The organism is Nocardia aegles, assembly GCF_052545135.1.
In genome coordinates, this window is sequence record NZ_JBQWRI010000004.1 from 254,354 (window position 1) to 275,734 (window position 21,381).

At 69.3% G+C, this 21,381-nt stretch carries 18 protein-coding genes; 10 read left to right on the forward strand and 8 right to left on the reverse strand.

Annotated elements, in window-relative coordinates; translation table 11 throughout:
• Positions 1–10: 10 nt before the first annotated feature.
• The 4 genes from ACT89H_RS14625 to ACT89H_RS14640 all read left to right on the forward strand — a co-directional run bounded on the left by ACT89H_RS14625 (position 11) and on the right by ACT89H_RS14640 (position 5,508).
• Positions 11–1,144 carry a polyprenyl synthetase family protein gene (locus tag ACT89H_RS14625; RefSeq protein WP_445109129.1) on the forward strand — a complete coding sequence of 378 codons (1,134 nt, stop codon included), beginning with the start codon at positions 11–13 and terminating at the stop codon, positions 1,142–1,144.
• Between the two features lie 22 nt (positions 1,145–1,166).
• Positions 1,167–2,729, forward strand: coding sequence for a phytoene desaturase family protein (gene crtI, locus ACT89H_RS14630; protein ID WP_445109130.1), 1,563 nt, complete (start codon positions 1,167–1,169; stop codon positions 2,727–2,729).
• A gap of 83 nt (positions 2,730–2,812) precedes the next feature.
• On the forward strand, positions 2,813–4,531 hold the full coding sequence (locus ACT89H_RS14635) for an alpha-(1->6)-mannopyranosyltransferase A (RefSeq protein ID WP_445109131.1): 1,719 nt from the start codon (positions 2,813–2,815) through the stop codon (positions 4,529–4,531).
• Complete coding sequence (locus tag ACT89H_RS14640) at positions 4,528–5,508, forward strand: phytoene/squalene synthase family protein (RefSeq protein ID WP_445109132.1); 981 nt, start codon at positions 4,528–4,530, stop codon at positions 5,506–5,508. The genes ACT89H_RS14635 and ACT89H_RS14640 overlap by 4 nt, the downstream gene beginning before the upstream one ends.
• Before the next feature lie 701 nt (positions 5,509–6,209).
• Here ACT89H_RS14640 and ACT89H_RS14645 read toward each other — a convergent pair.
• A complete protein-coding gene (locus tag ACT89H_RS14645) occupies positions 6,210–6,578 on the reverse strand; it encodes an Rv2175c family DNA-binding protein (protein ID WP_445109133.1) in 369 nt (122 codons plus the stop codon).
• 117 nt (positions 6,579–6,695) lie between these two features.
• On the opposite strand from ACT89H_RS14645, the gene pknB reads away from it, so the two are divergent.
• Positions 6,696–8,657: a Stk1 family PASTA domain-containing Ser/Thr kinase gene (gene pknB / locus ACT89H_RS14650; RefSeq protein ID WP_445109134.1), complete on the forward strand. Its 1,962-nt coding sequence runs from the start codon at positions 6,696–6,698 to the stop codon at positions 8,655–8,657.
• 69 nt (positions 8,658–8,726) lie between these two features.
• Here pknB and ACT89H_RS14655 read toward each other — a convergent pair whose 3' ends face one another.
• Positions 8,727–10,112, reverse strand: a complete 1,386-nt coding sequence (locus ACT89H_RS14655; protein WP_445109135.1) for a class II 3-deoxy-7-phosphoheptulonate synthase — start codon at positions 10,110–10,112, stop codon at positions 8,727–8,729.
• Positions 10,113–10,737: 625 nt separating this feature from the next.
• Here ACT89H_RS14655 and ACT89H_RS14660 point away from each other — a divergent pair.
• Positions 10,738–11,238 carry a polyadenylate-specific 3'-exoribonuclease AS gene (locus ACT89H_RS14660; RefSeq protein WP_445109136.1) on the forward strand — a complete coding sequence of 167 codons (501 nt, stop codon included), beginning with the start codon at positions 10,738–10,740 and terminating at the stop codon, positions 11,236–11,238.
• A 65-nt stretch (positions 11,239–11,303) separates the two neighbouring features.
• On the opposite strand, the gene qcrB is transcribed toward ACT89H_RS14660, so the two are convergent.
• The 4 genes from qcrB to ctaE form a co-directional block, all read right to left on the reverse strand.
• Positions 11,304–12,923, reverse strand: coding sequence for a cytochrome bc1 complex cytochrome b subunit (gene qcrB / locus ACT89H_RS14665; RefSeq protein WP_445109137.1), 1,620 nt, complete (start codon positions 12,921–12,923; stop codon positions 11,304–11,306).
• Positions 12,920–14,092, reverse strand: a complete 1,173-nt coding sequence (gene qcrA / locus ACT89H_RS14670) for a cytochrome bc1 complex Rieske iron-sulfur subunit (RefSeq protein WP_445109339.1) — start codon at positions 14,090–14,092, stop codon at positions 12,920–12,922. Before qcrA ends, qcrB begins: the two co-directional genes overlap by 4 nt.
• A gap of 46 nt (positions 14,093–14,138) precedes the next feature.
• Positions 14,139–15,002 carry a cytochrome bc1 complex diheme cytochrome c subunit gene (gene qcrC, locus ACT89H_RS14675; RefSeq protein WP_445109138.1) on the reverse strand — a complete coding sequence of 288 codons (864 nt, stop codon included), beginning with the start codon at positions 15,000–15,002 and terminating at the stop codon, positions 14,139–14,141.
• Between the two features lie 88 nt (positions 15,003–15,090).
• Positions 15,091–15,702, reverse strand: a complete 612-nt coding sequence (ctaE, locus tag ACT89H_RS14680) for an aa3-type cytochrome oxidase subunit III (RefSeq protein ID WP_445109139.1) — start codon at positions 15,700–15,702, stop codon at positions 15,091–15,093.
• Between the two features lie 198 nt (positions 15,703–15,900).
• Here ctaE and ACT89H_RS14685 point away from each other — a divergent pair, with 198 nt between their 5' ends.
• The 3 genes from ACT89H_RS14685 (at position 15,901) to ACT89H_RS14695 (ending at position 18,090) form a co-directional block, all read left to right on the forward strand.
• Positions 15,901–16,332, forward strand: a complete 432-nt coding sequence (locus ACT89H_RS14685) for a hypothetical protein (RefSeq protein WP_445109140.1) — start codon at positions 15,901–15,903, stop codon at positions 16,330–16,332.
• Positions 16,333–16,609: 277 nt separating this feature from the next.
• The gene (gene trpD / locus ACT89H_RS14690; protein WP_445109141.1) at positions 16,610–17,671 is read left to right on the forward strand and encodes an anthranilate phosphoribosyltransferase; all 1,062 of its coding nucleotides are present in this window, start codon (positions 16,610–16,612) and stop codon (positions 17,669–17,671) included.
• Between the two features lie 137 nt (positions 17,672–17,808).
• A complete protein-coding gene (locus tag ACT89H_RS14695) occupies positions 17,809–18,090 on the forward strand; it encodes a hypothetical protein (RefSeq protein WP_445109142.1) in 282 nt (93 codons plus the stop codon).
• Between the two features lie 4 nt (positions 18,091–18,094).
• Here ACT89H_RS14695 and ACT89H_RS14700 read toward each other — a convergent pair whose 3' ends face one another.
• Positions 18,095–18,370, reverse strand: a complete 276-nt coding sequence (locus tag ACT89H_RS14700) for an Lrp/AsnC family transcriptional regulator (RefSeq protein WP_445109143.1) — start codon at positions 18,368–18,370, stop codon at positions 18,095–18,097.
• A gap of 5 nt (positions 18,371–18,375) precedes the next feature.
• Positions 18,376–20,154 carry a DEDD exonuclease domain-containing protein gene (locus tag ACT89H_RS14705; RefSeq protein ID WP_445109144.1) on the reverse strand — a complete coding sequence of 593 codons (1,779 nt, stop codon included), beginning with the start codon at positions 20,152–20,154 and terminating at the stop codon, positions 18,376–18,378.
• 595 nt (positions 20,155–20,749) lie between these two features.
• On the opposite strand from ACT89H_RS14705, the gene ACT89H_RS14710 reads away from it, so the two are divergent.
• The gene (locus ACT89H_RS14710) at positions 20,750–21,325 is read left to right on the forward strand and encodes a C40 family peptidase (protein WP_445109145.1); all 576 of its coding nucleotides are present in this window, start codon (positions 20,750–20,752) and stop codon (positions 21,323–21,325) included.
• Positions 21,326–21,381: the final 56 nt, after the last annotated feature.

Genomic DNA, 21,381 nt, shown 5'->3' on the forward strand with positions numbered 1-21,381 from the left:
CCGCACGACCTTGGAGGCTCCTCTGTCCGCCGCAACCGGTACTCAGACGCCGCGCCCCGCGGTGCCGCAGCCGGGCACCCCCGCCTTCGTCACTGCCGTGGAAGACGCTCTGAGCGGCTTCTTCGCCACTCGCCGCCCGGCGGCGCAGCGTCTCGGCCCGGTCTTCGCCGAGGCCACCGAGGCGCTCGAGCAGTTCGTGCTACGCGGCGGAAAACGCACCCGGCCCGCGTTCGCCTGGACGGGGTGGCTCGGAGCCGGCGGCGATCCGGACGCGTCCGACGCCGCGGCGGTGCTCACCGCCTGCTCCGCGCTCGAGCTCGTCCAGGCCTGCGCCCTGATCCACGACGACATCATCGATTCCTCCCACACCAGACGCCGCTTCCCCACTGTGCACGTCGACTTCGGGCAACGCCACCGTGACCGCGGGTGGTCGGGCGACTCGGCGCACTTCGGCGCCAGCGTGGCCATTCTGGTCGGTGATCTGGCGCTGTCCTGGGCCGACGACATGGTGCACGCGTCCGGCCTCGCGTCCGCGGCCATCGCCCGGTTCGCTCCGGTCTGGGCCGACATGCGCACCGAGGTGCTCGGCGGCCAGCTGCTCGACATCAACGGCGAGGCGGGCGGCGACGAATCGGTCGAGGCCGCGCTGCGGATCAACCGCTACAAGACCGCCGCCTACACCGTCGAACGCCCGCTGCACCTCGGCGCCGCCATCGCCGCCGCGGACGAGGAGCTGATCGAGGCCTACCGCGGGTTCGGCACCGCCATCGGGATCGCCTTCCAGCTGCGCGACGACCTGCTCGGCGTGTTCGGCGATCCGGCGGTCACCGGCAAGCCCTCCGGCGACGACCTGCGCGAGGGCAAGCGCACCGTGCTGCTGGCCGAGGCGCTGCGGCGCGCCGACGACACCGATCCCGCCGCGGCCGCACTGCTGCGCTCGAGTATCGGCACCGACCTCGGCGCCGAGCAGGTGCAGCGGCTGCGCGCGGTGCTGGTCGAACTCGGCGCGGTCGACGATGTGGAGCGCCGGATCACCGAACTCACCGACACCGGCCTGGCGGCCATCGAGGCCAGCTCGGCGACGCCCGCCGCCAAGGAGCGGCTGCGCGCGATGGCGCTGGCCGCTACCAAGCGCGCCGCCTGAGCGCCACGACAAGGAGACGCAGATGAGAAGTGTGGCAGGACCGACCGATCGCGTCGTGGTGGTCGGCGCGGGACTGGCCGGGCTGTCGGCCGCGCTGTATCTGACCGGCGCGGGCCGCACGGTAACACTGCTCGAGCGAGCCGACCACCCCGGCGGCCGGGTCGGGCGCTACCGGGGCGCCGACTACGACATCGATTCCGGCGCCACCGTCCTCACGCTGCCCGAGCTGGTCACCGACGCGCTCGCCGCCGTCGGCCGCACCCCGGAGACCTGCGTGCCCCCGCTGCGCATCCACCCGCTGGCGCCGAGCTATCACGCACGGTTCGCCGACGGCGCCGAGATCAGGGTCTTCGCCGATCCGGACGCGATGGCCGCGGAAGTCGAGCGGACGTGCGGCCCGGCCGAAGCACGGGGATACCGGCGTCTGCGCGCCTGGCTGGCGCGGGTGTACGCGGCCGAGTTCACCGAGTTCATGGACACGAACTTCGACTCACCGCTGGATATGGTGCGCATTCCCGAGAAGCGCCGCGCGCTGGCCGAATTGGTGCGACTCGGCGGCTTCGGCAGGCTCGGTCCCCGGGTGCGCGGGTTCCTGCGCGACCCGCGCGCGGCGCGACTGTTCACCTTCCAGGCGCTCTACGCGGGCATGTCGCCCGGGCGGGCGCTCGCCGTCTACGGCGCGATTCCGCACATGGACACCTCGCTCGGCGTGTATTTCCCCGAGGGCGGGATGCAGGCGATCGCCGCGGCGCTGGCGCAAGCGTTCACCGATGCGGGCGGCACGCTGGAACTGAACGCCGAAGTCGTCGGGATCGACTACGCCGCCCGGCGGGCCCGGCGGGTCCATACCGCCGACGGGCGTTCGTTCGACTGCGACGCGCTGGTGCTCACCGCCGACCTCGGCTCGCTCGACCGGTTCGGCGTGCGGCCCCGGCGGGGGCTGCGCGCCTCGCCGTCGGCGGTCGTCGCGCACGGCACCGTCCCCGCCGCGGTCGCGGCCGACTGGCCGGTGCAAGCGCACCACATCATCGAATTCGGGCAGGGCTGGGACCGAACGTTCGCCGAGATCACCGCACGCCGAGGCCGGGGCAAGCTGATGAGCGACCCCTCGCTGCTGCTGACCCGGCCTGCGCTGACCGATCCGAGCCTGTTCATCACCCGCGCCGACGGACGACACGAACCGTTCTCGCTGCTGGCGCCGTGCCCGAATCTCGTGGCCGCGCCGCTGGACTGGCCGCGCCTGGCACCGGCGTACCTCCACGAACTGCTCGCCGTGCTGGAAGCGCGCGGCTACCGTGGTATCGCCGACCACTTCGCCGTCGACCGACTCGACACCCCGCAGACGTGGCTCGATCGCGGCATGCTCGCGGGCACACCGTTCTCGGTGGCCCATCTCTTCGGTCAGACCGGCCCCTTTCGGCCGAGCAATTTCCCACGTTCCAGCGACAATGTGGTTATCGCTGGTTGCGGCACCACTCCGGGCGTGGGCGTGCCGACCGCCCTGCTCTCCGGGAAACTGGCGGCAAACCGCATCGTGGGCGAGATCGGCCCACTTCGCCTGGAAGCCCACGCACCAGCCGGATAGTGTTCCGGACGACGCCGTAAACTAAGCGCCGACCTATTCGCTCGCGGTTGCGACCGCCGACCACTCGGGGGGACCGACACCAGATGGCATCCCCCGAAACGCGCACCGCAGAGGCCGCCTCCGCCGGTGACATCCGTTCCCCGTCGCCCGCCTCCGCAGGTCGCGAATCGGCCACCCCCCGCGGTCTGCTGTGGTGGATCCGCACCGCCGCCGACTTCGCCAGAAGCCCGGAGGGCCATGCCGCCCTGCTCGGCTTCTGCGGCGCGATCATGATCATGTTCGGCGGCTTCGGCGCGGGCAGCGTCCGCAAGCGGGACCCGCTGCTCGAGGCGATGCACCTGTCCTGGCTGCGGTTCGGGCACGGCTACGCGCTGTCGACCATCTGCGTCTGGGTCGGCGTGCTGCTCATGATCACCGCCTGGGTCCGGCTCGGGCGCGCCACGATCGGCACGGGCGACCGGATCGGCGCCGAGGTGACGCTCAACGAGTTGCGCGCCATCGTCGGCATCTGGATCGCGCCGCTGCTGTTCGCCGTGCCGATGTTCAGCCGCGACGCCTATTCCTACCTCGCGCAGGGCGCGCTGCTGCGCGACGGGTTCGACCCCTACCAGGTCGGGCCGGTGGCGAATCCCGGTGTGCTGCTGGACAACGTGAGCCCCGTGTGGACCACCACCACCGCGCCGTACGGCCCGGTGTTCCTGCTGCTCGGACGAGCGATCACCGCCGTGACCGGCGACAACGTGGTGGCGGGCACCATCGCGATGCGGCTGGTCATGCTGCCCGGCCTCGCGCTGATGATGTGGGCGGTGCCATATCTGACCAAGCACCTCGGCGGCAAGCCGACCGTCGCGCTGTGGCTGGCGGTGCTCAACCCGCTGGTGCTCATCCACCTGATCGGCGGCGTGCACAACGAGATGCTGATGGTCGGCCTCATGTGCGCGGGCATCGCGCTGGTGCTGGAACGCCACCACGTGGCGGGCATCGTCGTCGTGGCCATCGGCGTGGCCATCAAGGCGACCGCGGGAGTGGCGCTGCCGTTCCTGGTCTGGATCTGGATGCTGCACGAGCGCGAACGCCGCGCCGCGCAGCGGGTCGGGCGCGACCCGGCGCATCTGCCCGCCGGCGAGCAACCCGGCGACGCCGCGGAACCCACCGAGGACATGCCGCATCCCGCGCTCGTGTTCGGCAAGATCGCGGGGCTCGGTCTGAGCGTGTTCGCGGTCGTCTTCGTCGCCGCCTCGGCCATCGCGGGCGTCGGCATCGGCTGGCTGACGGCGTTGTCCGGGTCCAAGAAGATCATCAACTGGCTGTCGCTGCCGACCGTGATGGCGCACGCGGTCACCTGGGTGACCCCGTTGCGGCTGGAATCGGTGCTCGAGGTGACTCGCGCGATGTGCGCGCTGGCGTTGGTCGCGGTGCTCGCGTGGACCTGGTGGCGGTTCCGGCACAGCGAGCGGGAAGCGGTGCTCGGCATCCTGATCGCGTTCGTCGCGATCGTCATCCTCTCGCCCGCCGCGCTGCCCTGGTACTACTCGTGGCCACTGGCGCTGGCCGCCGGGTTCGCGCTGTCCACCACGACGTTGATGGCGCTGGTCGGCGTATGCACCTGGCTCATGCTGGTCTTCCAGCCGGACGGTTCGATCGGCCTGTACGACTTCTGGCACGTCGTCGCCGCCACCTTCGCCGCGGTCGTGGCGGCGCTGTCGCTGCGCACGGTGGACCCGCTGCGCCTGCGCGCCACGCCGCCGGGCACTGTCGTGGCCGGACCCGGCGAAGCCACCGCGTCACCCGCCGCCCCATGACCGAGGGCCGCCTACCTGGTTCCGCCCTGCTCCCGCTCGCCTACCGCGAGTGCAGGCAGATCGCCGCCACCCACGGCCGCACCTACTTCCTGGCCACCCGGCTGCTGTCGGCCGAGCGACGGCCCGCCGTGCACGCGCTGTACGCGTTCGCGCGCATGGTAGACGACGTCGTCGACCGGGCCGGCCGTCCCGCCGGGGCGCACGATCGCGACCCGGCCGCGGAACTCGACCTGATCGAGCGGGACCTGCGGGCCGCGCTGGAATCGCACCCCGGTTCCGTCGACCAGAGTTCGGCAGCGGGTCCCCGTCCGCGCGCCCTCGTCCTGGCCGCCGTCACCCACACCATCCACCGCTACGGCATTGCCGCGCAGCACTTCTGGACGTTCCTCGATTCCATGCGGATGGACGCGCCCGGCGCCCCCGCGTTCCGTAACCGCTACGCCACCATGGCGCAGCTGCGCGAATATATGCGCGGCTCGGCCGCCGCCATCGGATTGCAGCTGCTACCCGTGCTCGGCACGGTCGTCCCGGTATCCGAGGCCGAGCCCGCCGCCGCCGCGCTCGGCGAGGCGTTCCAGCTGACCAACTTCCTGCGCGACGTCGCGGAGGATCTCGACCGCGACCGCGTCTACCTGCCCGCCGATGCCCTGGCCGCGTTCGGCGTCGACAACGACCTGCTGTTCGAGTGCCGGCGCACCGGGCGGACCGATCCGCGCGTCCGCCGCGCCCTCGCCCACCTCATCGCGGTCAACCGAGACCTCTACCGCCGCGCCGAACCGGGCATCGACCTGCTCCAACCGCGGGTACGCCCCGCTATCCGCACCGCGGCCACCCTCTACGCGGACATCCTGCACCACATCGAACGCAGCGACTACGCCATCTTCGACCACCGTGCGGTAGTCCCCCGCCACCACCGCCTCCGCATAGCCGCCACCGAATTCACCACCGCCACGCTCCGCGGCCGCCGCACCCGCTGACAGCGGGCGTTCTTCTCCGCCACCGCCCGGAGCGCAACTTCACGATCCGTCCCGCATCCGAGCGGCAGCTCCACGAGAAGATGCCACCATCAGCACCGCATCCCGCCCGCCCGAGGCGTACCCGAACCCATGCCGGCACCGTGCACGTAACCGCACCAGCTCAACGCCTGTTTCCGAAAGCAGCCGCTCAGACGAAACGCTCCCCACGCAACCCACCTGAACCACCGATTCCGAGCGCGTACGAGCACGGCAGAACCGACCCAGCAGCCGTAGCGATGCCACCAGCGCCGACCTCGACCCACCGGCAACGGCGCACCCCCGGGTCACGAGGTCACCACCCGACGCGACCACACCACCTCAACCACAGACTTCGAGCCACCACCACCCGAATCACCACGCCGCCTCAACCACAGACTTCGAGCCACCACCACCCGAATCACCACGCCGCCTCAACCACAGACTTCCAGCCACCACCACCCGCCCTACCACACCACCTCAACCACAAATTTCGACCCAACCATCCGACGCGACCACACCACCTCAACCATAGATTTCGAGCGCAGCGAGACCGAGCATGCGCCGTTCGCGGCCCGGCTCGCGTCCGAGTGGCCGCCGCGTACGCGACGAAGGAGCAAGCGGCGGCCACTCGGACGCGAGCCACAAAGGGGCCGCGAACACCCAGCGCCGCAGGCGCTGGAAATTCAGAACGGCTCCGCTGCCGCCCGGCGCAGGACTTCACGGGCCAGGGGCCCGTGCAGGGCGTCGATCGGCTTGCCGGGCAGGGTCTCGTCCTCGGTGAAGATCCACTCGAGGATCTCTTCGTCGGTGTACTTGGCGTCGCGCATCACGGTGATCAGGCCGGGCAGCGGCTTCACGACCGCGCCGGTTTCGTCGAAGAACCGCTCGGGGACGCCCACCAGGCCTTCTCTGCGGACGGCGATCAGTTGATGATCGCGCAGCATCTGGTGCACCCGGGTCACCACCAGCCCGAGTCGCTCGGCCACCTCCGGCAGCGACACCAGGGTCACCGACTGCGGAAGGACGTCGTCACTGCAGGGAAATGCACTCACCCGGACAACGGTAGACGGTCCCGCCCGCACGTCGTGAGACACCCGGGGTGGTGCGAGTCGATACCATCGTGGGGGCCGCACGGAGCGGCCGACTTTGTGAAAGCCGGAGGACTTCTCTTGATCGGCCAGATGCTGGAAGGGCGCTATCGGATCGATGCGCCGATTGCCCGCGGCGGAATGTCGACGGTCTTCCGCGGGGTCGATACCCGCCTGGACCGGCCGGTGGCCATCAAGGTGATGGATCCGAAGTTCGCGGGCGACCCCCAGTTCCTCTCCCGATTCGAGTTCGAGGCGCGCGCGGTCGCCAAGCTCAAGCATCCTTCCCTGGTCGCGGTGTACGACCAGGGCGTCGACGGCGATCATCCCTTCCTGATCATGGAACTGGTGGAGGGCGGCACGCTGCGCGAGCTGCTGCGCGAGCGCGGCCCGATGCCGCCGCACGCGGTGCGCGCCGTCGCCGAACCTCTGCTCGCGGCGATCGGCGTCGCGCACTCCGCTGGGCTGGTGCACCGCGACATCAAGCCGGAGAACGTGCTGATCTCCGACGCGGGCGAGGTGAAGATCGCCGATTTCGGCCTGGTGCGGGCGGTTGCGGCGGCGAACACCACGTCGGCGAGTGTCATCCTCGGCACCGCCGCCTATCTGTCGCCCGAGCAGGTCACCAGCGGTTCGGCCGACTCGCGCAGTGACGTCTACTCCTTCGGAGTGCTGATCTTCGAGTTGCTCACCGGCCGGGTTCCGTTCATCGGCGACACGTCGATCTCGGTGGCCTATCAACGCGTCGAGAACGATGTGCCCAGCCCGAGTGAATTCATCTCGGGGGTGCCGCCGGAATTCGACGAACTGGTCGCCAAGGCGACCGCGCGCGAACCCGGGCACCGGTTCGCGGACGCGAACGAGATGGCGGCCGCGCTGCGGCTGATCGGCGCGGAACTGCGGCTGCCCGCTTATCGGGTGCCGGCGCCGCAGGATTCGGCCGAGCATCTCAGCGCCGGCTATCGAGCCGTCCGACCGGATCATGACGACCGGCCGGGCTTCGCCGGGGCGTCCGCCCACCCGCCGCAGCCGTTGCAGCACACCCGAGTGGTCACCGCCCAGCAGGCCCGCCTCGACAACAACGCGCCGGAGAACTACGACCGGCCACAACCGGTGCGCCAAGCGCACGCCGTACCGCCGTATCCGCCGTACGCCGACGGACTCCACCGTTCCCGGCGAACGGTGTGGCTGTGGGTGGCCATCGTCGCGGTTCTCACGCTGCTGGTCGGCATCGGCGGCTGGTGGCTCGGTGTCGGCCGCTACTCGGCGGTGCCGCCGATCGCCGGGCTGGACACCGACAAGGCGGTCGCCACCCTGCAGAACGCCGGGTTCGAGACCGAGATCCGGCAGAAGGCCTCGGACGCGATCCCGGTCGGCGGCGTGGTGGGCAGCGACCCGTCCGCCGGATCCAAGATCACCAAGGGATCGACGGTCGCCGTCCTGGTTTCCAACGGCAAGCCGAAGGTGCCGGATGTCAAAGCGGGCGACCAGGTCTCGAAGGTCAACCAGTTGATCCGGGACAACGGGTTACAACCGGTCGACGCGGGCGAAGAGGGCAGTACCGCGCCCAAGGGATCGGTTGCCCGGGTAGAGCCGAAGCCCGGCACCGTGCTGCCGCTCGGCGCGCAGGTGAAGGTTTACCGCAGCAAGGGCTCCCAGCCGGTGAAGGTCCCGGACGTACGCGGCAAGTCGACCGAGGAAGCCACCAGGATCCTCACCGCCGCCGGGATCGCGGTCCGCGAGACCAAACCTCAGTTCGATCGCAGCATCGAGGCGGACAAGGCCATCGGCACCCAGCCGGGTGCGGGCGCCACCATCCAATCCGGCGACGGCGTCGTCCTGCTGATCTCCAATGCCCTCCAGATGCCCGATGTCCGGGGGTGGACGGTGGCCAACGCCCGCGCCAAGCTGGAAGGTCTTGGGTTGCGGGTCGAGGTGAAGCAGTTGGCGCGCGCCGACAGCTCTCTGGTGGTCTCGCAAACCCCGGCCATCGGAGTCAACCTCGAGGCGGGCGACACGGTCACCCTGGTGGCACTCCCCTGACGGACGGAGAAGCAACCGAACGGCAGGCGCCCACCCGCCTGCCGTTGGGCGGGATCGTGGTGCGCGACCTCAGCGCAGCATCTCGGCGACGAGGAACGCCAGTTCCAGCGACTGCTGGGTGTTCAGCCGCGGGTCGCAGGCGGTCTCGTAGCGGCCGGACAGATCGAGGTCGGAGATGTCCTGGGCGCCGCCGAGGCATTCGGTGACGTCCTCGCCGGTGAGTTCGATGTGCATACCGCCGGGATGGGTACCGAGCGCGTGGTGCACCTCGAAGAAGCCCTGCACCTCGTCGACGATGCGGTCGAAGTGGCGGGTCTTGAAGCCGGTGGACGACTCGTGGGTGTTGCCGTGCATCGGGTCGCACTGCCAGATCACCTGGTGACCGGTGGCCTGCACCTTCTCGATGATGGGCGGCAGCACGTCGCGGACTTTGCTGTGGCCCATGCGGGACACGATGGTCAGCCGGCCGGGCTCGTTGTTCGGGTCGAGCCGCTCCACGTACTCGACGGCCTGCTCGGGCGTGGTGGACGGGCCGATCTTCAGGCCGATCGGGTTGGCGAGCAGTTCCGCGAAGGCGATGTGCGCGCCGTCGAGCTGGCGGGTGCGCTCACCGATCCAGAGGAAGTGCGCCGACAGGTCGTAGAGCACGGGCTCGCCGATCGCGTTGTGGCTCAGGCGCAGCATGGCGCGCTCGTAGTCCAGTACGAGCGCTTCGTGGCTGGCGTAGATGCGGGCCGCCTTCAGACTCGGGTCGTTCACCCGGCACGCGGTCATGAACGCCAGGCCGCGGTCGATCTCCTCGGCCAGCGCCTCGTAGCGGGCGCCCGCGGGCGACTTGGCCACGAAGTCGCGGTTCCAGTCGTGCACCTTGTGCAGGTCGGCCATGCCCGCGCCGGTCAGCGCGCGCACCAGGTTCATCGCGGCGCTCGCGTTGGCGTAGGCCCGGATCAGGCGCGACGGGTCGTGTTCGCGCAGCGCCGCGTCGGCGACCAGCGAGTTCACCATGTCGCCGCGATAGGACTTGAGACCGCGGGAATCGGTGTCCGAGGATCGCGGCTTGGCGTATTGGCCGGCGATCCGCGCGACCTTCACCACCGGCAGGCTCGCACCGTAGGTGAGCACCACCGCCATCTGCAGCAGCGTGCGAATGTTGCCGCGAATGTGCGGCTCGGTGTTGTCGGCGAAGGTCTCGGCGCAGTCGCCGCCTTGCAGGAGGAAGGCCTCACCGCGGGCCACCTCGGCCAGTTGCCCGCGCAACTCTTCCACCTCGGCGGGCACGCAGATCGGTGGGACGCTCTCCAGCACTGTGCGCATGTTGGCCGCCTGCTCCGGATCCCAGGACGGCTGCTGCAGCGCGGGTCGCGTCAGCGCGTCGTCCAACCGCCTGCGCAGCTCGACGGGCAGCGGCGGCAGTTCCGGCAGGCGATCGATGGGTACGTCGACGGTCCAGTTCACGAGTTCAGCTTACGGACCGCGCACCCCGCGGGGACACCCAGTCCCAGGGGTGGAATCGCTCCACCCAAGGTGATCGAGTTCTGCCCGGAGGGTACCTCCCCGGGCGCGACCGCGGGTCGATTCGTCGCTTCACCGCTACCGTAGAATTCGAGGATTTGTCCACGCGATTCGCTATCGGCTCGGTCGATACCGGAGCTTTTCGGACCGATTGCCCGATTCGCCACCGTTGATATGGTGGATATTCCTGCCGACATAGTTTCCACCCACTCGAGCTTTTGACGGGTAATCGAATTGGCCCTGCGGCTATATCCGCCGATCGCCATGTGAACTTCCGCGACACGCATCGAATGCCTCTCACCCCGCGCCGGAGTCGATACTGCTTTCGGCCCGCCAGGCGCGGATGTACTCGACAGATCCCACACTCCATAGCCGCCGGCCAGGAAGAGCTCCCGATATCACAACGCAGGAGTACTCCACATGATGCCCGCACAGGAGGCTTGCCACGCGACCGTCGCGCTCGTGCCTCGAGCGCGCGACCTTCTACACTGCATACGAGAACACCAGCCATTCCGCCCCCAGTTGCTGCCGAAATGCCGCCGGCGTGAATATCAGAGAGGCACAGTGCTTGAGATATTTTTATGACTGCGAATTCATCGAGGACGGAGTGACCATCGATTTGATCTCCATCGGCGTCGTGTGCGAGGACGGCCGGGAGTACTACGCGGTGTCCACCGAATTCGATGCCGGACGTGCTGGGCCCTGGGTGCGCAAATTCGTGTTACCCCAGCTGCCTTCGCCGTCCTCTCCGCTGTGGCGCAGCCGCGCTCAGATCCGCGACGAGCTGTACGCGTTCCTGGTGCCGCGCCCGACCGTGCAGCCGGAGCTGTGGGCCTGGGTGTCGGCCTACGACCACGTCGCCCTGTGCCAGTTGTGGGGCTCGATGGTCGACCTGCCGAACGCGCTGCCGCGCTACACCAACGAGTTGCGCCAGCACTGGGAGTCGCACGGCCGTCCCGAGCTTCCGCCGATCCCGCCGGACGCGCACGACGCGCTCGCCGATGCCCGGCACAATCTCGCCAAGTTCGAGGCCATCGAGGCCGCGCGCCGCGCGGCACCACGCCTGTGACATCGGCGGTATGACGCGGAAAGGCCCCGAGTCGCTCGACTCGGGGCCTTTCACGTGACCGGCCGTCAGTGGCTGTGCTTGCCGTTCGCGGCCTCCTGCGCCTGCTGCAGCACCTTCAGCTGCCTGTGCTCTTCGGCGTGCTCGATCTCGAAGTGCCGATCGCTCTCCTCCTGCGGGTCGGGCCGCAGGAAGCTGCCGATGCCGGGCTTGCCGGCGGAACCCAGCTTGCTCATCTTCTTCGGCACGGGCGCGCCCTGGTACGCCAGCGGGATCGGGTGACCGTGCTCGTCCACCGGGCCCAGCGGCTGATGCACCTCGATGTACTCGCCGTGCGGCAGACGCTTGATCACACCGGTCTCGATACCGTGCTCGAGCACCGCCCGGTCGCTGCGCTGCAGGCCGAGGCAGAACCGGTAGGCGAGGTAGTACGCCACCGGCGGGACCACGAGCATGCCGATGCGACCGATCCACGTGGTCGCGTTCAGCGAGATGTCGAACTTCAGCGCGATGATGTCATTGACGCACGACAGCGTCAGCACCACATAGAACGCGATGGCCATCGCGCCGATCGCGGTCCGGACCGGGACGTCACGCGGACGCTGCAACAGGTTGTGGTGCGCGCTGGTGTCGCCGGTCAGCCGCTTCTCGATCCACGGGTAGGCGATCAGCAGCGTGAACACCAGACCCATGATCAGCGCGACCCAGAACACCGCAGGCACGGTGTAGCGGCCCAGATACAGCTCCCACGGCGGCATCAACCGGGCCATGCCGTCGGTCCACATCATGTAGAAGTCCGGCTGCGAACCCGCCGACACCTGCGACGGATTGTACGGACCCAGATTCCAGACCGGGTTGATCTGGAACACACCGCCCATGATGCCCACGATGCCGAGAGTGAAGGCGAAGAACGCACCCTGATCGGCGGCGAACACCGGCACGATCCGCGCACCGACCACATTGTTCTCCGTGCGACCCGGACCGGGGAACTGAGTGTGCTTCTGATACCACACCAACGCCACATGCGCGGCGATCAACGCCAGGATGATGCCGGGGAACAACAACACATGCGCGATGTACAACCGCGGAATGATGATGTCACCAGGGAAATCACCACCGAAGATCAGCCAATGGATCCACGTGCCGATGATCGGGACGCTCATCACGATACCGCCGAACGCGGCCCGCAGACCGGTACCCGACAGCAGATCGTCGGGCAGCGAGTAACCGAAGAAGCCCTCGAACATCGCCAGGATCAACAGCACCGACCCGATCACCCAGTTCGCCTCCCGCGGCTTGCGGAACGCACCGGTGAAGAAGATCCGGAACAGATGCACGATGATCGACGCCGCGAACAACAACGCCGCCCAGTGATGCACCTGCCGCACGAACAAGCCACCGCGCACCTCGAAGGAGATGTTCAGCGCCGTCTCATACGCCCGCGACATGGTCACCCCACGCAACGGCTGATACGCCCCGTTGTAGACCACCTCGCTCATCGACGGGTCGAAGAACAACGTCAGATACACACCCGACAGCAGCAGGATGATAAAGCTGTACAGCGCGATCTCACCGAGCAGGAACGACCAGTGCGTCGGGAAGACCTTGTTGATCGACCGCTTGACGAACGCGGCGGCGCGGTACCGCTCGTCCGCCTCGCTGGCTTGGGCTGCGACTGAAGGACTCATGAACGGCGCTCCCAGTAGGCCGGGCCGAGTGGCTCGATGAAGTCGCCGTTGGCGACCAGGAAGCCCTCGGCGTTGACGGTGATCGGCAGCTGCGGCAGCGCGCGAGCGGCGGGACCGAAGACCGGCTTGCCCCATTCGGTCGCGGAGAACTGCGACTGGTGGCAGGGGCACAGGATCCGGTTGGTCTGCTGCTCGAACAGCGAGGTCGGGCAGCCGAGGTGGGTGCAGATCTTCGAGTAGGCGAAGTAGTCGCCGTAGTTGAAGCTCTCCTGCCCCTTGCGCTTGATCGCCTTCTGCGCGTCCTCGGTGCGCAGGCGGATCAGCATGACGGCATTGCGGATGCCGCGCAGCGACTGCAGGGTCGCGTGCTCGTCACCGCGCCACTTTTCCTTCCACGGGAACACCGTCTCCATGGCGCCCGCGTCCAAGTCCTCCGGACGCACCAGCACCACGTCCTCCGGGCGACCGGTGTCGCGGCGGATGTAGATGGTCTCGCCCGGGTAGTCCGGAGTCCAGCCGGAGACCCACAGCGGCGACTTGTCGCCCTTGGCCCACGGGTTCTTGACCAGACCGCCGACGAACACCAGCAGCGCGCCGATGCCGAGCACGCCGACACCCGCGCCCGCGGTGCGGGTGATCAGCTTGCGGCGGCCGAGCGTCGAGGTATCCAGCGCGTCCTGCAGCTCGGCGACCAGGGTGCGGCGCTCGACCTCGGGCGACGGGCCGTCGTGCCGCTCCTGGATGGACAGCTCGGCGGGGATGAACAGCTTGCGGATCAGCACCACCGCGACACCGATGACCAGCACCGAGACGCCGAAGGTCAGGCCGACCAGCGGGGTGAACAGCGAGTAGAGCCCGTGGCCTTCCTCATCCTTGGCCTTGAACTCCCACGGCCAGAACAGGAACACACCGACCAGCGCCGCGGCCGCGATGCCGGACACGGCGAACCAGAAGGCGACCGCGCGCTCGGCACGCTTCTCGGCCCGGGTACCGGGGATCGGGAAGCGCTCGCGGCGGTAGGCGACGTCGACGCCGTCGCGCTCGGTACCGAGCTTGACCAGCTCGTCGCGCGACATCCTGTCGAGGTCCGCCTCGGTGGGCTCCGCCGGGGCGGCGTTCACCGGCTGCTCCTTCGACAGCTGCGCGTCGTGGCCCTCATCCGGCCCCATGTCGTCTCGCTCCTTCTCGCTCATGCTTCCACCTCGCTGCGCTCGCTCATGACCTCGATCCGATCCACATCGCGGCGCCGACGACGAGCGTGATGCCGACCACCCAGATGGCCAGGCCCTCGGTCGCGGGACCGAACCCGCCGAGATCCCAGCCGCCCGGGCTGCGCTCCTCGGTCGCGTTCTTGACGTAGGCGATGATGTCGCGCTTCTCCTCCGCGCTCAGCTGGCGATCGGAGAACTTCGGCATGTTCTGCGGGCCGGTGAGCATCGCGGCGTAGATCTGCTGCTCGCTCGCCGGTTCCAGCGGCGGCGCGAACTTACCGGAGGACAGCGCGCCGCCGCGTCCGGTGAAGTTGTGGCAGGACGCGCAGTTCATCCGGAACAACTCCGAGCCGCGGGCGATGTCGTCGCCGCGCATCGACTCCTGGGCGACCTCGCCGTTGGCGTCCCGGACGACGGTCGGACCGCCGCCGTTGGAGGCCACGTACGCGCTCAGCGCGTCGGTCTGGTGGGCGTCGAACTTCGGCGGCTTGCGCTGCGCCTGGGCCTCGTTGCGGGCCATCGGCATGCGGCCGGAGGACACCTGGAAGTACACCGCGGCCTCACCGACGCCGATCAGGCTGGGGCCGCGGTCGGCCACACCTTGCAGGTTCGCGCCGTGGCAGGTGATGCAGGACGTGTCGTAGAGCTGCTGGCCCTCGCGGATGAGCGCGGACTGATCCTCGTGCGCGGTGGCGCGCTGCGGGTCCGGCGTGAGGGCCGATGCCAGGAAGCCTGCTCCGACGAGGCCCACCAGCAGCGCAAGCCCGCCCGCGATGCGACGGCGAACGCGCCGCTGCCTGCGCGTCTTGCTGGCCTGGCCGTTCCCGGGGCTGGCGGGCTCTGGCGCTGACGGGGGAGATGAACTCATCTGTGTCCCTTTGGAGTAGACGGAACCGACTTGTGCAAAAGATCTTGGGTCGCACCGCGCCCGCTCCAGGGCGGCGCGGCGTCCACGATCAGCGGACGAAGTAGATCGTGGCGAACAACCCGATCCATACGATGTCGACGAAGTGCCAGTAGTAGGAGACGACGATCGCCGCGGTGGCCTGCGCGGGGGTGAACTTGCTGACCTTGGTGCGCACCAGCAGGAACACGAACGCGATCAGTCCGCCGATCACGTGCAGACCGTGGAAGCCGGTGGTGATGAAGAACACCGAGCCGTAGGAGCTGCTGGAGATCGAGGTGCCCTCGTGCACGAGGTTCATGTACTCGTAGCCCTGGCCGCCGACGAAGAACGCGCCCATGATCAAAGTGATGACGTACCAGCGGCGCAGGCCGAACACGTCGCCCTTCTCCGCGGCGAACACGCCCATCTGGCAGGTGAACGACGACGCGATCAGCACGGTCGTGACCGGCACTGCGAGCTTCATGTTCAGCTCGGTCGGCTCCGGCGGCCAGTTACCGTGCGCCTGGGCGCGGGCGACGAAGTACATCGCGAACAGGCCGGCGAAGAACATCAGCTCGCTCGACAGCCAGATGATGGTACCGACGCTGACCATGTTGGGCCGGTTCAGCGAATGCACACGCTGGGTAATGGCCGATCCTGGGGTCCCTACTGCGGTCGTCACGGGGGTAAGTATGACTCGTCGTAGTACGACGGCCGTACCCGGGTACGAAACTCGTTCCTCCGTGTCGGAAAACGCGGGAGAAGACGGGCTCTCGACCAGGCAGGGGCCGGGGCGAGTGATGCGCGCGGCGCTGTGACGAGGCACCCGCGCGGACGAATGCCCGGTCAGCATGACAGGCGAGGGTAAGGAGAAGCTGAGATGAAGGTGAAGGTGGCGCCCGGATTGTGGCGGCGGCTGTTGCGACGGGACCGGGACATCGCCCTCGACCCGGACCGAGCGGATTTGGTCGTGGTCGCGTCGGGCTTCGACGACGCGGAGGCGTGTTCGGCCGCGCTGGCGCGCGCGACCGGGCTGACCCCGGACGCGCCCGCGGTGCTGCGGCATCACCTGCGCATCCCGCCCGGGCAGGTGCGGACCGTCTGCGCGATCGCCGCGCAGGACGGCTACTCCCCCGCGCCGCGGGAGGGTGGCGCGGGCACCGACGAGTTGGAGACGGTGATCCTGCGCCGCGTGCAAGTGCTCGACGCCCTGCACTGCTCTCAGGAACGCTCCCGCATGGCCGGTCTCGCCCAGCGGCACGACGGCATCGCCGACGGCTGGGACGCCCTGCAACCGGGTCCGCGACCGTAACGGTCCCGCCGACCCGGTTTCCGGCCGCTACTCGCCCGACCACAGCGGCTCCACCACGGGTTTCGAGGGCAGCGAGACCGAGCATCCGCCGTTCGCGGCCCGCGCCCTGGGCGCTGGAACAGCGAACACAGCTGGGCGTACCTCCGCCTTCGCTCGGCCATGCGCGGGCTGAGGACGGACTACGTCCGACCGCACCCATTAGGCTGCTTGCGGACGGACTGGTGCCGAACCGGTGTGCCGGGACAGGTCGCGACCAGTGTGACGGGAGAAGTGTGGAATGAGCGTGCGCAGCTGGCCCCAGGTGCTGGGAACCCTCGCCGAAGGTGGCGACCTGACCGCGGACGACACGGCGTGGGCGATGAGCGAGATCATGTCCGACAACGCCACCCCCGCGCAGATCGCGGCGTTCGGCGTCGCCATGAAGATCAAGGGCCCCACTCCGGCCGAGCTGACCGGCTTGGCCACCGGGATGCTCGAGCACGCACGGCTGGTGCGGATCGACGGCGACGCGGTCGACATCGTCGGCACCGGCGGTGATCGGTCCGGCTCGGTGAACATCTCCACCATGTCCGCGATCGTGGTGGCCGCGGCGGGCGTGCCCGTGGTCAAGCACGGCAACCGGGCCGCGTCGTCGAAGAGCGGCGGCGCCGACGTGCTGGAGGCGCTGGGGGTGAAGCTCGCGCTCGGTCCGGAGTCGGTGGCGCGCTGTGTGCGGGAAGTCGGCATCGGTTTCTGTTTCGCGGCCGCGTTCCATCCCGCCCTCAAGTACGCGGGCGCGGCGCGCAGCCAGATCGGCATTCCGACCGTGTTCAATGTGCTCGGGCCGCTGACCAACCCCGCGCAGCCGCGCGCCGGGCTGGTCGGCTGCGCGTTCCCCGACCTGCTGCCCGTGATGGCGGGCGTGTTCGCCGAACGCGGCGCGAGCGCGCTGGTGGTGCGCGGCAACGACGGCCTCGACGAGATCACCACCTCGGACACCACCGAGGCGTGGGTGGTGTCGGGCGGAGGAACGCGACAGGTCACCATCGATCCGACCCGCATCGGTATCTCGCGGGTCGATCTGGACGCGCTGCGCGGCGGCGACGCCGAGGTGAACGCTGGCGTGGCCCGCGACGTGTTCGCCGGCCGCGGTGGCGCGGCCCGGGACGCGGTGCTGCTGAATTCGGCCGCGGCGATCGTGACCTACGACTGGTCGCGCGGCGTGGGCGATCCGCATGCCGATCTGCACGCGGCGCTCGCGGCCGGCGTCGAACGCGCCGCCGAGGCGATCGACACGGGCGCGGCCGCCGCGCTGCTGCAGCGCTGGGCGAAGCTGACGCAGACACTCGGCAACAGCTGACGCGGGCGCCGACACGCCGACCCGAGCGAAGGCCGCGGCCGGGATCGTCGCGGCCGGTAACCTCGGCCGGGCAATTCGGCGCATGCCGAGTCCGCCGGGCACCGCGCCGATCGGTTCGACCGACGAGGAGCACCGACATGCGACCCCTTGCTGCGCTACTCACCCTCCTCGCCGCCGCAGGCATCGCCGCCGCTCCGGGAGCGCATGCCGCCGGGGGCGTGTTGTTCGCCGACGGCGCCGTATACGAGAACCCGGTCGGCTGCCTCGAGGTCGGCGACGGGTCCGACGTGGCGATCCGCAACCGCACCGACAGCGTCGCGCACCTGTACGAGTCGCCGGACTGCTCGGGCGATGTGGTCGTGCTGCCGCCGAACGACGGCGCCTATTTCGCGGTGCGCAGTGTGCGGGTGGCCGACTGAGGGGCTACTCGCCGAGCGAGAACGCAGCCTCCACTTCGGCGCTTGAATACGACTTGAACGCGATGTGCGTGGTGGTGCGCAGGACACCTGGTGTCTTGTCGATCCGGCCGGTCACCACATCGGCGATCTGCTCGTGGTCGCGTACCCGCACGATCGCGATCAGGTCCACGTCACCGGCGCAGGAGTAGACCTCGGTGACGCCCTGGGTGTCGGCCACCGCCTGCGCGGTCTCCGGGATACGGCCGTTGTCGGCGTGGATCAAGACGATCGCGGTAATCATGAGGCTCAGCCTAAGCGGTCCAGATAACCCTGCTCGGTCGGTTGGGCGCGGACCGCGGCGTCGGCCAGTTCCGCCCAGCCCAGCCAGCGCGCCGCGCCGAACATCGGCTCCTGATATCCGTCCGTGGTCCGCACGATCCGGACCCCTGGCCGGGCCAGCCACCGGGCGATCAGGGCTACTTCGTCCGGCGACGCGCCGCGCAACGGCGGGGCGTCCTCGACGGGTTCGTTGCCGGAAATGGCCGCCCCGGTCGGAACCACTGTTTCGGCGGCGGCGACGATCTGCTCCACGACGGGCATCGGCGGCACACCGCGGCGGGCGGTGCCGGACCCCGCCAGGCGCCCGTACCGGATGACCGCGAACTCCCACCCGCCCGTGCCGTCGGGCTGCGCTGCGATCAGTTCGGCGATGCGCGCCACCGCGGCCAGTCGCTGGGTGCGCCGCAGCGCTCGCACCACTCGCGCCGCACGATCGCGCAGCCGCGCCGCCGCCTCGAAATGTTCCGCGCGCGAATAGGTGTCGATGCGGTCGAGCATGAACCGGATCGGCGCGTCACTGTGCCCGGCGAACAACGCGCGCACGAGCGCGGGGGCGGGAGCGTACTGCGCCATGTCCAACGGCTTTCCCGCTGAGCCCGCCGGGCATCCGCCCACCAGGGCGGGTGGGCACTCGTGCGCCGCCTTGCGGGACAGCCGCGCCGTGCAGGTGCGCAACGCGGTGAATTCGGCGATGATCACGCCCAGATCGGCGGCGTCGTTGCGGGAGTGAAACGGTCCCAGCGCGTCACGTCCGGGGTCGCGCACCACCGCGAACCGCGGGAACGGCTCCTCGGTGAGGGTCAGCCACCAGGCCCGCTTCGGGAACTTGGACCGGCGGTTGTAGGGCGGAGTGTGCGCGACCAGCAATCGCAGTTCACGTACCCCCGCCTCGAGCGCGTGCGCGCACACCACGTGGTCGACCCGAATCGCCAGCGACACCATCTCTTTCATCCGCCCCCGGGTCTCCGAACCGGTGAAGTAATTGCGGACGCGGCGGCGCAAGTTCACGGCCGTGCCTATATATAGGACTTCATCGGAAGGACCGCGGAACAGGTACACCCCCGCGGCAGCGGGCAGATCGGCCGCTAAGACGCGTTTGGAGCGCTGCCGGGGCGTGACGTCGGGCAGATAGTCCAGCAGCTCGGTGAGACTGTGGACGCCTTGGTTCCCCACGCGAGCGATCAGCGCGTGCAGCACGTCGACGGTCGCGCGGGCGTCTTGCAGTGCGCGGTGCGTCGGCTGGGTCGCGGCGCCGAGCAGCCGGGCCAGCGAACCCAGCCGCACCGAGGGCGCCTCGTCACGCCCGAGCACCCGTCGTGCGAGCTTCACCGTGCACAGCACCTGCGCGGCGGGCCAGGGGGTGTCGCACCGCGCCGCGGCGGCGCGCAGGAACGCCATGTCGAACCGGGCGTTGTGCGCGACCAGCACCGCGCCCGCGGCGAACTCCAGGAAGCCCGGCAGCACCGCCTCGATGCGCGGCGCGGCGTACACCATCGCGGTGGTGATGCCGGTGACGTGCACGATCGCGGGCGGAATCGCTCGTCCCGGGTTGACCAGCGTCGCGAACTCGCCGAGCACCTCGCCGCCGCGCACCTTCACCGCTCCGATCTCGGTGATGCCGTCGGCCCCGGGGCTCGTCCCGGTGGTCTCCAGGTCCACGACCACGAAAGTCGTGTCGTACAAGGGCGTGTCGAGCTCGTCGAAAGCCAGCTGCTGGACGGCCTGGCGCGGCACGGGATCGGACACGGCGAGCAGCGTAGAGCCACGGTCCGACAGGAACCGGACGCGCGCGTACGCCACGGAATGCGCGAATAACACCGTGGGGATTCCGCGGCGATACCCGGGAAATGATCTAGAAATGCGAAAAAGAGACCCAGATCACAGAATGATCAAAACTGTATCAAACATTGCCGCGAGCCGCGCGGAACGCGATCCATCACCGTCGGGCGTGTCGGGTATCGCCGGCGCTACGGCATACGAACGGACGACCATACCGGCACCTACGGCCGGTTACCGCCTCCTACTTGGTAAAACACCGCAAACACCAACCGCGGGTCGGCGACCCGCCCACCCGACCGTGCGCCCCACCCGAATGCGTCCCACCGCGTGAATTCCCCGCCGTTATCTTTTCGTGATTCGCTGGGAGATATCTCACATGCATTCGCCGGTGAAATTGTCGAGTGACCCCTTTTCGCACTGCCGACGCTTTACAAACGACCGTGATGTGTTCGTAACCTTCTCGAGACCTCACGGAGTCCCGCCGCGCCGACCGGTGCGGCGCCGACGAAGTCCGCGGCACCACCGGGTGCGGCGTCGTGAGGCAGATTGGGAGTACCGCATCATGACGACCAACGCCGCCAAGCGTCACGCAAAGCGCGCTCTTGCCGCCGGGGCCGTCGGCGCTGCCACCATCGGCGCGTTCCTGCTGCCCGCAGCCCCCGCCTCGGCCCAGCCGGTGACCATCCCCGGCGTGGGAACCTTCGACGTTCCGAACGAGATCCCGGTCCCGCCGGGCATCCCGGGCCTCGAGCTGCCTGCTCCCGCTCCCGCTCCCCTGCCCTTCGCCGCGCCCAAGTCGTCCGGCGAGATCGCTCTGGACGCCGCGCTGAGCAAGATCGGCTCGCCGTACGTCTACGGCGCGGCGGGCCCGAACGCGTTCGACTGCTCCGGCCTGGTCCAGTGGTCCTACCGCCAGGCGGGTGTCGAACTGCCCCGCACCAGCGGCGCACAGCTGGCCGCGGGCACCCCCGTGTCCCTGGACGACCTGCGCCCCGGAGACCTGGTCTCCTTCTACGGAGGCGGCCACTCCGGCCTCTACGCCGGTGACGGCAACGTCGTGCACGCCTCCACCTCGGGCCAGCCCGTGAAGCTGGCGCCGATCTCCTCCATGCCGGTGGCCGGCGCTCGCCGCTTCTGAGAAGCAGCTGGTCGGGCCGCGAGATCGCGGCCCGACCGCACCACGGCCCGGTGATC